Source organism: Streptomyces sp. NPDC048643 (genome assembly GCF_040650615.1).
In the GTDB taxonomy this organism is placed as follows: domain Bacteria; phylum Actinomycetota; class Actinomycetes; order Streptomycetales; family Streptomycetaceae; genus Streptomyces.
Window position 1 is genome coordinate 18182 of record NZ_JBEZHO010000079.1, and the last position, 11723, is coordinate 29904.

Annotated in this window: 13 protein-coding genes and 1 tRNA gene; 7 read left to right on the top strand and 7 right to left on the bottom strand. The window is 70.8% G+C overall.

The genetic code is table 11. The annotated features are described in order from the left end of the window. Nucleotides 1-217 precede the first annotated feature (217 nt). Nucleotides 218-1519 carry a hypothetical protein gene (locus AB0C62_RS40215; RefSeq protein WP_362982012.1) on the bottom strand — a complete coding sequence of 434 codons (1302 nt, stop codon included), beginning with the start codon at nt 1517-1519 and terminating at the stop codon, nt 218-220. A gap of 602 nt (nt 1520-2121) precedes the next feature. After that, entirely contained in the window at nt 2122-2910 is a 789-nt protein-coding gene (locus AB0C62_RS40220; RefSeq protein ID WP_362982014.1) for a DUF4097 family beta strand repeat-containing protein, read from the bottom strand. A 224-nt stretch (nt 2911-3134) separates the two neighbouring features. Between AB0C62_RS40220 and AB0C62_RS40225 the strand changes: the two genes are divergently transcribed. After that, nucleotides 3135-3209 (top strand) — tRNA-Val (locus AB0C62_RS40225). Nucleotides 3210-3389: 180 nt separating this feature from the next. Here the strand turns inward: AB0C62_RS40225 and AB0C62_RS40230 are convergent. Beyond that, the gene (locus AB0C62_RS40230) at nt 3390-3830 is read right to left on the bottom strand and encodes a VOC family protein (protein WP_362982016.1); all 441 of its coding nucleotides are present in this window, start codon (nt 3828-3830) and stop codon (nt 3390-3392) included. A gap of 258 nt (nt 3831-4088) precedes the next feature. Further along, a complete protein-coding gene (locus AB0C62_RS40235) occupies nt 4089-4493 on the bottom strand; it encodes a hypothetical protein (protein ID WP_362982018.1) in 405 nt (134 codons plus the stop codon). A gap of 317 nt (nt 4494-4810) precedes the next feature. On the opposite strand from AB0C62_RS40235, the gene AB0C62_RS40240 reads away from it, so the two are divergent. Then, nucleotides 4811-5152 (top strand): hypothetical protein, encoded by a 342-nt coding sequence (locus AB0C62_RS40240; RefSeq protein ID WP_362982020.1) that lies wholly within the window; start codon nt 4811-4813, stop codon nt 5150-5152. A 52-nt stretch (nt 5153-5204) separates the two neighbouring features. On the opposite strand, the gene AB0C62_RS40245 is transcribed toward AB0C62_RS40240, so the two are convergent. Then, a complete protein-coding gene (locus tag AB0C62_RS40245) occupies nt 5205-6104 on the bottom strand; it encodes an NmrA/HSCARG family protein (protein WP_362982022.1) in 900 nt (299 codons plus the stop codon). A gap of 87 nt (nt 6105-6191) precedes the next feature. Between AB0C62_RS40245 and AB0C62_RS40250 the strand changes: the two genes are divergently transcribed. Further along, nucleotides 6192-6836 carry a helix-turn-helix domain-containing protein gene (locus AB0C62_RS40250; protein ID WP_362982024.1) on the top strand — a complete coding sequence of 215 codons (645 nt, stop codon included), beginning with the start codon at nt 6192-6194 and terminating at the stop codon, nt 6834-6836. Between the two features lie 202 nt (nt 6837-7038). Then, entirely contained in the window at nt 7039-7839 is an 801-nt protein-coding gene (gene lepB / locus AB0C62_RS40255; protein ID WP_362982026.1) for a signal peptidase I, read from the top strand. A 245-nt stretch (nt 7840-8084) separates the two neighbouring features. Here lepB and AB0C62_RS40260 read toward each other — a convergent pair whose 3' ends face one another. Together AB0C62_RS40260 and AB0C62_RS40265 are read right to left on the bottom strand one after the other, a co-directional pair. Next, entirely contained in the window at nt 8085-8552 is a 468-nt protein-coding gene (locus tag AB0C62_RS40260; RefSeq protein WP_362982027.1) for a hypothetical protein, read from the bottom strand. Between the two features lie 90 nt (nt 8553-8642). Then, on the bottom strand, nt 8643-8981 hold the full coding sequence (locus AB0C62_RS40265; protein WP_362982029.1) for a hypothetical protein: 339 nt from the start codon (nt 8979-8981) through the stop codon (nt 8643-8645). A gap of 171 nt (nt 8982-9152) precedes the next feature. On the opposite strand from AB0C62_RS40265, the gene AB0C62_RS40270 reads away from it, so the two are divergent. Genes AB0C62_RS40270 through AB0C62_RS40280 form a run of 3 tightly spaced genes read left to right on the top strand, consistent with a single transcriptional unit; the run spans nt 9153 to nt 11670 of the window. After that, nucleotides 9153-9617: a MarR family transcriptional regulator gene (locus tag AB0C62_RS40270; RefSeq protein ID WP_164371684.1), complete on the top strand. Its 465-nt coding sequence runs from the start codon at nt 9153-9155 to the stop codon at nt 9615-9617. Further along, the gene (locus AB0C62_RS40275) at nt 9614-11080 is read left to right on the top strand and encodes an MFS transporter (protein WP_362982031.1); all 1467 of its coding nucleotides are present in this window, start codon (nt 9614-9616) and stop codon (nt 11078-11080) included. The genes AB0C62_RS40270 and AB0C62_RS40275 overlap by 4 nt, the downstream gene beginning before the upstream one ends. A 2-nt stretch (nt 11081-11082) precedes the next feature. After that, nucleotides 11083-11670 (top strand): hydrolase, encoded by a 588-nt coding sequence (locus AB0C62_RS40280; RefSeq protein WP_362982033.1) that lies wholly within the window; start codon nt 11083-11085, stop codon nt 11668-11670. The last annotated feature ends 53 nt before the right edge of the window (nt 11671-11723 follow it).

The window sequence follows — 11723 nt, forward strand, 5'->3', positions numbered from 1 at the left end:
CTTGGGCGGGGCACCAGGCTGACCTCCGGGCGTAACCGGGGGAGCCGGAGGACGAGCCGGTCTCCGCACGTCACCGCGTCCGGACGATCAGGGCTCTCCCCGTGTCGCCTCGACCGGGGGCATGAGGCATGAGGGCATGGGGCACGGCGCATGGGAGATGGTCCCTGCCATGGCGGCTCGGGGTGGGCCGACAGCCTCCGATCCCGATCCCGATCCCTCAGACGCCGCCGCGCTCCTCGCGGATCTGGGACACGACCGCCGCCACCGTCCGCCGCACGGCCTCCGTCTCGGTCAGGAAGTGCCAGTAGTCGGGGTGCCGCCCCTCCAGCGTGGCGACGGCCCGGTCGAGCCGGGCGACGGACTCGTCCAGCGGGCGCGCCTGCCGCGGATCCGGGGTGCTGCGGCCCGCCATGGCCAGCCGCTGCGCGTCCCGGATCGCGAAACGGGTCCGGTCGATCTCCGCCTGCGGATCCTTCTGGACGGCGTTCAGCCGCCGCAGCCGGTCACCCGCCGCAGAAACGGCCTCGTCCGTGTTGTTCAGCAGCGCGCGCACCGTCGCCAGCAGCGCGGTCGCGTCCGGCCACCGCTGTGCCTCCCGCGCCGCCCTGGCCTCCTTCAGCTTCGCCTCGGCCTGCCGTACGTTCTCCTCGGCCGCCTCCGGCACGTGCTGGAGGTCCTGCCAGCAGGCCGCGGAGAACCGCCGCCGCAGTTCGCTCAGCACCGGTTCCACCTGCCCGGCCCGGGTCGTCAGCGACTGGGCGCGGGTCCGCAGCGACACGAGCCGGTGGTCGATCTCCGCGGCCCGCTCCGGCAGCCGCTCCGCCTCCGCCCGTACCGCCCCGGCCTCCCGGGAGACCCGCTCGGCACGCTCCAGCGTCTCGGGCAGACCGTGCTGCCCCGCACCCTGGTTGAGCTTGGTCAGGTCGGGGCCGAGCGTGGCGAGCCGGGCGGCGAGATCGTCGGCCCTGAGCCCCGACCGCCGTACCGCGTCCAGAGCGTTCGACGCGGCGAGGAGGGACTGCCGGGCGCGCTCGACCGCCGGGGCGAGCCGGGCGAGCTGGGTCTCGGCCTTGCCGAGCAGCGGCCCGAGACCCTGCTCGAACCGGTCCAGCTCGGTCTTCACCCGGCCCAGCTCGTCCTTGGCGGCCGTCAGCTCGGTGCGGGCCCGGGCGGCGACCGAGGCCTCCAGCTCGTCCCGGTCCAGGTCGTGCGCGTCCACGGCGGTGATGTACTTCTGGCTCGCCTCGTCGATGCGCCGCCCCAGCGCCTCGAAGTCCGAGACCGCGCGCCGGGCGGCCGGGGAGTCGTCCACGGCCGTGATCGTCTCGATCGAGATGCGCAGGTCGCGCTGGGCCGTGTCGAGCTCGTAGAACGCGGCGGCGGCGGCGTCCTTGGCGGCCTGCGCCTCGGCCCGCTGCCCCTCCGCCCGTCCGCCGAACCAGCGCCGCGTCCCGCCCCCGGCGAAGGCCGCGGGCAGCACGAGGGCGGCGAGCAGGGGGAGGGCGACGAGGGTGAGCACGTCACGGGCGACGGCGTACGTACGCGGTGAGCGTGCGGGGCGCTCCGAAGCGGGGCTGGTCCTCCGGTCCAGGCTCCTGCGGACGGTGCTCCTCCGGAGGAGAGGGGTGCGACGCAGGGAGGCGCTCGGGCGGCTGCCGCGCCGCCGAAGGGACGGCTGGAGGGGCGGTCGCGGGGACGGAGAGCCGTCCACCTGCGCGCTGCCGTGGAGTGCGCTGTCGTGCGGGCCGGGCGGGGAGCCCTCTGCCGGTGGGCCGACATGCGGGCCGGGAACGGAGCCCTGTGAGGGTGGGTCGACGTGCGCGCCGGGAACGGAGCCCTGTGCCGGTGGGTCGTCGTGCGGGCCGGGCATGGGTCCGGCCGCCGACGCGCTCTCCGCCGGCTCCTGCCCGGAGCCGGCGTCCTCCGCGCGGTCGCGCTGCGCGGGCACCGGCCCTGTCGGCGCGGGGCGCTGCCTGACGGGAAGGGGGTCGGCCGGCCGCGCTGGTCGCGCGAACGGCGAGTACGGCTGCGAAGGTGTCGCCGTCACATCCCTCTCCCGTGATGTCATCCGCTTGCCCGGCTGTCATTCTCCCACCGGTTAGGGACGAACACACGGGCCGGTCAGTTCGCGGTTCGCACCGTGATCTTTCCATCACCCGTGTGAGCCGAGACACGGTGCGCGCTGGAGGCGTCCCGCGGCACGTCCACGTGGACCGAGCCGTCGCCGCTCCCCGTCGTCACGCGGTAGCCGGCGCGCGGCAGCACGATCGACACGGAACCGTCGGCGGTCCGGGAATCCACCAGGTCGGGTACGGCGCCGAGTTCGAGCCGCACCGAGCCGTCCTCGGTCCGGGCGCGCACGCTCCGCGCGTCCACGCCGAGCGCCTGGATGGAGCCGTCGGCGCTGCGCAGGTCGAGCGGCCCCGAGGAGTCGCTGACCCGCACCGATCCGTCGGCCGTACGGATGGTCAGTGCCTCGGCGAAGCCCCGGGCGCTCACGCCGCCGTCCCCGTCCCGGACCTTCACGGCGACGCCGCGCGGCACGACGATCCGGTGACGGGCGGAGCAGTCGGCGATCACGCCGGAGCACTTCATCCGCAGGACCAGCCGGTCGTCGCCCTTCATCGCCCAGGTCACCTTCGGGTCCCCGCCGACGGAGACGTGGCCCTGGAACCACCGGGTGACCTGGACCTCGTTCGACTGCGCGGAGTCCGACACGACGAGATCGAGTGCGGAGTCGTCCGAGTCGACGGTCAGGGTCCGGCCGTGCAGCCCGAAGGAACGGTGTTCGGGGTCCTTGTCGTCCCCGGCGGACGCGCCGCACGCGGTGGCGACGGCGACGACCGCCAGCACGACACCCCCGACGCCGACGGCACGAAGGGTCCGGGCACGGGCAGGTGTACGAGCCATGATGATCTCCCCCTGAAACGGTCTGCGAGTCGCTCCGCACCCTCGACCGAACCCGGTCCACGAAGCCACTTCGAAGGTATGCGGGCCGCCGTCCGGGGCCCATCCGGGCCGCTCCCGGATGCGGGGTGGGGATAACCCCCGGGACCGGAACGCCTCCGCCGCATGCCCCCGGATACGGGTTTGCGGGTCAGGCCCCCCGGCAATGTAGGCTGTCGACTCGTTCTGGGCGCGTAGCTCAGGGGTAGAGCGCCGCCCTTACAAGGCGGATGTCGGCGGTTCGAAACCGTCCGCGCCCACCAGACGAGAGACCCCCAGCCGATCATGGCTGGGGGTCTTTGACTTCCCGATCTGACATCGGCGTCGGATCTGCTCACGCTGTGGGCGCCGGGTGAGCAGCCGATCCGTGTGACTGATTGCCTTGCGCCTGTATGGCAACGGTCCTCACGTGCGGAGCTGCGGCGGCGGGACGGCCCGGCTTCTCAGGTCAGTTGCTCGGCCAGTCCGACGATGATGCCTTCCGGGCCGCGGAGGTAGCAGAGCAGGTAGCTGTCCTCGAACCGGGCGATCTCGCCGACGAGTTCGGCTCCGTGAGGGCGTAGGCGGGCAAGGGCGTCCTCGAGGTCGTCGACGGCGAACATGACGCGGTGCGTGCCCAGAATGTTGTGCGGTTGGTTGCGCGGACCGGCGCTGGTCGCCATGGGGCTCCGGTACTTCGCCAGCTCGAGCCTGCTGTGACCGTCCGGGGTCCGGACCATCGCGATGTCACAGCGGACGCCGTCGAGTCCGGTGCACTGGTCGGCGACAGGGCCCTCGACCGTCGCCCTGCCCTCCAGCTCCATACCGAGTTCCACGAAGAACGCGATGGCGGCGTCCATGTCCTCGACGACGATGCCGACGTTGTCCATCCGCTGAATCGCCATGCCTGTCTCTCCCTCTTCCTGCTGCGGCCGGTGGTGGCCGCTGATGTCGCTGGGACGGAGTCGACGGCACGTTCTCGACATTCGCAGACTGCCGAACCCCGGAGAATCCGGATCGTGCCCCAGGTAAGGGTCATCCGGGTGTACCAAACCACCGCCGGCACTGGGGTAACGGTTCCGACGAGGCCCGCACCGTGGTTGCTGCGCGGTGAGAGATGTGGGTCAGGGTCGCGGCGACGTACCGCAGGCAGTGTCCGGACGTCAGCGTCCCGAGGGCCGGCCGCCCCGTCGTATCGCAGAGGCGGTCACGGAAACGACGGCGGTCACGGCGAGGGTTCCCAGCATGACCAGCACCACGCCGACCATGAAGAGGCCGCTGGAGTCGTCCGACCAGTCGTAACAGGCAGCGATGGTGAGGCCGGCCGTGGTGCCGGCAACAGCACCCGCGATGTAGCGCCGGGACGCCGCCCAGTAGACCGGGGCCAGCAGGGTCAGTGCCAGCCCGATCACCTGCCACGCCTCGTACGGACCGGTCGTCGAGCCGTCGGGTTGCACGTCACGGTGCTGGTCCCAGCCCAACCAGGCGGCCCACAACCCCAGCGACAGCCCAGCCAGCAGGAGGATCGACACGAGCTGGGGAACAGGTTTCAGTGATCTTTGAGGCATGACCCAAGAGTTTCCGATCACTGGATCACCGACCAGAGCGCAGGTACTCAGCTCCGCCCGAGTACATCAGCCATCCACAGATCGAGTACGCCGAGGATGCGGCCAGGTTGGCTGTCCACCAGTGACGGCAACGACCCAGCCGCTGCGCCGAGCTGACATCTGGGGGCGGCCCCACCAAGCGGGAACGCAACGGCGGGCGAGACCTGATCTTCAACCCCACGTACCGTGCGTCCGTGGACACCAACCCTGCTCGGGATCACCGCATGCACGCGGCAGCCGGCCTGTCGTCTCAGGACTTGCATAGCGGGCCCCGACCAATGCGTGACGACGAGATGGTGTCGGCGTACCTGGAGCACACCCGTCACCTCGCCCACAAGGTCGTGCACGGAGCCGATCCCTACGGCACCGCCCTCTGTGTCATGGGCGCCACATTGGACGTCTTCACCACATACGAGCACGCAGGCGACGTGTACGGCCTGTGGGGCGCTCTGACCGACTGGGTTGAACTCAAGCCAGACGAGGAAGCTCTCGCCGTGGGGCACATGGTGAGCGCCGCACGGGAATGGCTCGCGCTGGACCATGAGGACGACGACGCTGTGCGCGGCTACCTCGTCCGCTGGCATGACTTCGTCGGTTACGACGCGAACGTAGTGGGCTGATTCTTCTTTGGACAAGGGTTGTTGGCCCTGTGGTGTCGATGTGGTCGTTCGCTCACGCAGGGTTCAGTTCTGCTGCGAGGCGCTTCCTGCCTGAGTGGTTCAGCCAGGTGTTGAAGGTCATCAGGTCGGCGTGGGTCGAGCGCAGTGGTGCGGGGTCGGAGGCGTAGTACGTCTCGTTCGCCCAGGTGAAGACCTTCGCTGCCTCGGGCTGGTGTTCCCAGAGGAGTTCCAGCGGGATCCGGGTGTGCGGGATCGGGCGGTTGGCGGCAGAGCTGAGTGCGTCGGCGATCTGGGGGGTGGTCAGCCTGTCGCCGGTGATCTCGATGGCCCTGCCGAGGAACGCGTCCGGGTCCGCGAAGGCCGACGCGGCGAACACCCCGATGTCGTCGATGGCGATGAGCTGCATCACCAGGTCCTCACGCCACGGCACGTTCAGCGAGCCGTTCCGGAAGAACCGGGCCGGGCTGGTGAAGTCCTCCATGAAGCCGGCCGGGCGCAGGATCGTCGTCGGCACCCCCGCCTCGCGGATGTGTTCCTCGATCTGCCACTTGTCGATGGGCCCCCAACCCTGCTCCACGTAGAACCGGTTCTGGCTCTCGGCTCCACCGACCGACGAGTACACCAAGTGCTGCACCCCCGCGTGCGCGGCGGCGTCCGCGATGTTCCTGCCCTGGGTGATCTCGTTCTCGTTGGCCGACTGGACGCTGTAGACGCCGTACGCGCCGCGGGCCGCCGAGTCGAGGGAGGCGCGGTCGTCCAGGTCGCCCCGGACGAGTTCCGCACCGGCGGCGGACAGGGCTGCGGCCGCGGGGGAGCGTTCGTCGCGAACGAGGGCGCGGACCCGCCAGCCCGCGGCGAGCAGATGGCGGGCGGTCGCGCCGCCCTGGTTTCCTGTGGCGCCGGTGACGAGAACGGTCCTGTCGTTCCTGCTGTGCCTGTCGTGCGTGTTCATGGCGGTCTCCTGACATCCCGAACTTTCTGCACTTGATGCGAGTATGCATCAAGTGCAAGTTCGCCGTCAATGCAGTAATGTCGGGTCATGGTCAAACGTGAGCACGCCGACCCGGCGCCCTCCCTGCGCGAACGCAAGCGGGAGCGCACGCGCCAGGCGCTGATCGACGCGGCGGCGGATCTGTTCGAGCGGCAGGGCTACGACGAGACGACCGTCGCCCAGATCGCGGCGGCTGCGGAGATCGGCACCCGGACCTTCTTCGGCTACTTCGCCGGCAAGGAGGACATCCTGTTCCCCGACAGCGACGCGCGGGCGCGCGCCACGATCGCGGCGATCGCCGACCGCGATGCGGGCGAGGGGCCGGTCGACGTACTGCTGCGATCACTCGACACCATCGCCGAGCGCGACACCGACATGGTCAGTCCGATGGCCGTGGTCCGGATGCGGTTGTTCCACACCGTCCCGGCGGTGCGCGGAAAGGCGCTGCAGGTCCAGCTCGCGGCCCAGCGGGAGATCGCCCAAGAGCTGCACGCGGCATTCCCCGGCGAACTGGACCGGGTGACAGCGGCGGCGCTCGCCGGGGCGCTGACGGGAGCGGTGAGCGGCGCACTCGACGTACTCATGGACGACGAGGGCACGGGCGGCGCGGACGCCGACCAATTGCGCGCACAGGTGCGGCAGGCCACGGAACAGGCACTGAGACCTTGGCGGCAGCGCAGAGACGAGAGGTGACCGCCTCGCGGCCGGGGTGGTTGTGAAGCGGCGCCAACTGGCCGTGCATCGAGCCGAGTTCGCCCAGTGAGTGCAGGACGCCTCTACAAGGTCACCCCGCAGACGCCTGCACGCACACCCGGGCGGGTGCGGGGAGCGCCAGGTGTACTTCCGAGGTGGGCTACGAGCTCCGACGAACCGGGAACTCCCGTTCGTTGTGGTCGTGGTGGGCCCGGTGCTGTGCACGCGAGGGGCCACTTCGGACCCGGTGCGCCCGGAGCCGGGTGCGGGGGTGGGAGGTGTGGTTGTGGGAGATCTTGTCGCCGGTGAACGGCCGGGATCGGGTGATGGCGATGCCGATGACGACGACGAGGTCGCGGTCGAAGGGCGCCGGGAAACGCGCTCCTTCTGGAAGGAGCTGCCGATCCTCCTCGGTATCGCGTTGGTGCTCGCGTTGGTCATCAAGACGTTCTTCGTGCAGGCCTTCTCGATCCCGTCCGACTCGATGCAGAACACGCTGCAGACGGGCGACCGCGTGCTGGTCGACAAGTTCACGCCGTGGTTCGGATCCAAGCCGCAGCGCGGAGAGGTGGTCGTCTTCCACGACCCGGGGGGCTGGCTCCCGGGGAAGGCCGAGGAACCGAACGCGGTGCGGAAGGTTCTCAGCTTTGTCGGTCTGATGCCGTCGGCGGACGAGAAGGACCTGATCAAGCGGGTGATCGCGGTGGGCGGCGACACCGTGGAATGCTCGGGGAGCGGCCCGGTGAAGGTCAACGGGAAGGCGATGGACGAGCCGTTCATCTACTCCGGCGACACCCCCTGCGGAGACAATCCGTTCGGGCCGATCAAGGTGCCGAAAGGGAAGCTCTGGGTGATGGGTGACCATCGCCAGGACTCTTGGGACTCCCGGTACCACCAGGACCGGCCCGGCGGTGGAACCGTCGACGAGGACCAGGTCGTCGGCCGGGCCTTCATCGTCGCGTGGCCGGTCACGCGGTGGGCTTCGCTGCCTGTGTCGAGGTAGGAAGCGCCCCGACTCGTGCGCCCAACTGGTGCTTTCCGATCAGCTGTTGACGTGACGTCGCAGGGTGGGCGTCGGGGTTTCGGGTCGTCCGCGTCCGTCAGGAGATGAACGTGATGAAGGCCCAGGCCGATCGGTGTGATGCCGGGACCTGGGCCTTGTCGCCGGTCTGCGCTTGGGACGCAACGGGCCGCCGTGTGAACCCCGGTGATGAGGTACGGAACAGCCCGGAGAGTGATCAGAGTGTCCTAGGCGATGCGCCTCACGTCGGGCAGGTGTGGTGTCGGGTTGTCGAGCAGGGGGCGGCGGCGGTGTTTGAGGGACCGGTCGAAGAAAGCGGTGAGGTAGGCGCGGCGTTCGCCGGTGTGGCCGGCCGGGTCGACGTCCCCGATCAGGACGGCCACGACGGTGGGCGTCGGGGTGCCGAAGTGGGCGGCCGGTGCGGGGATGAGTATCTGGAAGTCGCTGTAGGACTGGTGACGTGCCCGGGCGGTCCAGAAGTCGCGTTTCCAGCCCGGCGAGTTCTTCCACAGGGTGTGCCAGGCGGGCATGTGCTGCTGCGTGAAGGGGAGTTCGGGCGTGTAGGAGCTGCCCGCCAGGAGGAAGGGCTGCCGCAGCCCCGTACGCGTGACGGGTGCGAACAGGGCCGGACCGTCCGGGCCGTACCCGTGGGTGCCGCCCTGCCACCTGCGAGCACCGCCCGCGAGCGCCGTCACCGCCAGCCCTTCCCCTGAGACGCGTGAGGCCCGGACCCGCCGGGTGTTGGGCAGGGGCCCGGGCCGGCGGTGCGGCCAGGCGAGGTCCGGTCAGACCTGTGCCACGCCGCCCCCCGCATGCTTCAGGCTCATCCGCGCCTCCACCTTCTCCGGCGGCGCGACCTCCGACCAGTAGCGGTGACCGGAGACGAACACGGCGAGTTCGTGTTCGCGTTGGCGGAGCTTCTCGACCTCGGCCTGTTCGTCGGGGCTCCAGCCGGGGGAGGCGGGGCGTTCCACCTTGCGCCAGCCACCGGTGTCGCTGAAGCCGTCCAGCGGCTCGACCGACCAGGGGAGCCGTTTCAGCAGGGCCAGCAGCTCGGCCCGGACCTGATGCAGCTCCTCCTGACCGGCCAGGAGGTCACTCGGAAAGTCATAGGTCTCAGCCACGCGGCAATGATACGTCTGTTCGATTTTATGGGGCGAGTTTCTTACGGGAGTTCACGCGAACGGGTGTTCCGGATCGCCCTGACCTGGGAGAAGAGAGGGAGGGGAGGGGTGCACAGGCAGGCTGTGCAGGTGGAACTGGACAGTCTGGACTGATTAATTTACGGTGGCGGAATGGCTCAGGACAGCACTCCTCCGTACGACCCGGGCGTCTCGGACTCCGCCGCCCGCGCCGCGCAGGATCTGCGGGTCGCGTTCAGCCTTCTCCGGCGGCGGATCCGGGAGGTGTCCGAGAAGCAGGACCTCACGCCCTCCCAGGTGTCCGCGCTCACCCTGGTGAGCAAGAGCGGTGCCGCCACCGCCAGCGCGCTCGCGGCGACGGAGGGGGTCCGGCCCCAGTCGATGGCCGCCACCCTCGCCGCCCTCGACCAGTACGGCCTCATCCAGCGCAACCCGGACCCCGGTGACGGCCGACGGCAGCTGATCACCCTCACCGAGGCGGGGCGCGAGCGCGTCGAAGGCACCCGCGAGGCCCGCTCCGCCTGGCTCGCCCACGCCTTCGAGGAGCGCTGCACGGAGGAGGAGCGGCAGACGGTCATCGCGGCGATGGCCCTGCTGGAACGGCTGACCCGCCCGTGATACCCACGCTCCGCGCGCGGTTCCAGCAGCGGTTCACCCCGGCCGGCGACGCCGGGCCGCCCGACCGGTTCAACCGCCGGCTGATCGCGCCGATGGTCCTCGGCTCCGTACTGAACCCGGTCAACTCCTCGATGATCGCGGTGGCGTTGGTGCCGATCGGCAGCGCGCTCGGCGCGCCGCCCTCGCAGACCGCGTGGCTGGTCTCCGGCCTCTACCTCGCCACCGCCGTCGGGCAGCCCGTCATCGGACGGCTCGTCGACATGTTCGGGCCGCGCCGCCTCTACCTGATCGGTACGGCCATGGTGGGCGTCGCCGGACTGCTCGGCTCCGTCGCCCCGAGCCTCGGTGCGCTGGTCGCCGCCCGGGTCCTGCTCGGATTCGGGACCTCGGCCGCGTACCCCGCCGCGATGTACCTCACCCGCAGCGAGGCCGAACGCACCGGACGGGACAGCCCGGCCGGCGTGCTCACCGCGCTCGCGGTCTCCGCGCAGACCGTCTCCGTGGTCGGCCCCACCCTCGGTGGCCTGCTCATCGGCCTGGGCGGCTGGCGCACCATCTTCCTCGTCAACGTACCGCTGTCGCTGGCCTGTCTGGTCCTCGGCGCCCTCCGGCTGCCGAAGGGCACCAAGGCCACCAAGGCCGCCGCCGAGCCCGCGGACGGTACGGCGGACACGGGCGACGTGCCCGTTCCCGCCGCGTGCGGCATCGACCTTCCGGGCATGGCCCTCTTCGCGGCCCTGCTCGTCGCGCTCATGGTGTTCCTGATGGAACCGCGGGCCGAGGGCTTGTATCTGCCGGTACTCGCCGTCCTTGCGGGCGCAGCCTTCGCGCGGCGGGAACTCCGGGTCCCCGAACCGTTCATCGACCTGCGGGTCCTCGGCGGCAACGGACCTCTGCTGGCCACCTTCCTGCGCCAGTTCCTCAGCTACACCACCGCGTACGCCTTCCTGTACGGGTTCACCCAGTGGCTGGAGGAGGGGCGTGGACTGCACGCGGCGGCCGCCGGGCTCGTCCTGCTGCCGCTGTCGCTGAGCGGCCTGCTCGTCTCCGCGATCACCGGACGACGGGAGGCCGTGCGGGGCAAGCTGGTGGTCGGAAGCCTCGTCCAGATCGCGGGCTGTGCGGCGATGCTGACCCTCCAGGCGGGCACCGCGATGTGGCTGCTGGCAGCGGTCGGTGCCCTCATGGGCGTCCCGCAGGGCCTCAATGGCCTGGCCAACCAGAACGCCCTCTACCGGCAGGCGGACCCCGCCCGGATCGGCTCCGCGGCGGGCCTGCTGCGGACCTTCATGTACCTCGGCGCGATGGCCGCCTCGGCGGCCGACGCCGCCTTCTTCACGCACGGCGCCGACACCGGCGGCCTGCACCACCTGTCCCTCTTCATGCTCGCCGGAGCAGTGCTGCTCCTGGCGGTCACCGTGATCGACCGGTCACTTGGCACCCTCACCCCCCGAAAGGCCTGACCATGGCAGTCACCACCATCGACCCCCGCACCGCGCTCGTCGTCATCGACCTGCAGAACGGCATCGTCGGCAACCCGGGCGTCGCCCCGCACCCCGCCGCCGACGTCGTGGAGCGCTCCGTCCGCCTCGCGGACGCCTTCCGCGGCCACGGCCTCCCGGTCGTCCTCGTCCGGGTCACCGCCGCCGCCGACGGCGCGGACGCGGTGAGCGGCCGCACCGACGGAGCGAGCCGCGGCCGCAGCTTCCCCGAGGGCTGGGACGTCATCGTCGACGACCTGGCCGGGCACCCCGAGGACATCACCGTGACCAAGCGGAACTGGGGCGCCTTCTACGGCACCGACCTCGACCTGCAGCTGCGCCGCCGCGGGATCACCCAGATCGTGCTGACCGGCATCGCCACCAGCATCGGCGTGGAGTCCTCCGCCCGTGCCGCGCACGAGCACGGCTACCACGTCACCCTGGCCACCGACGCGATGACCGACCTCGACCCCGAGACGCACCGCAACAGCGTCGAGCGGATCTTCCCGCGCCTCGGTGAGACCGGCACCACCGACGAGATCCTCGAGGTGCTCGCCAAGTCCCGCGTCTGAGCGGAGAGCACGACAAACACCCGGGCCGTGGCCGGAGTTCGCGAACTCCGGCC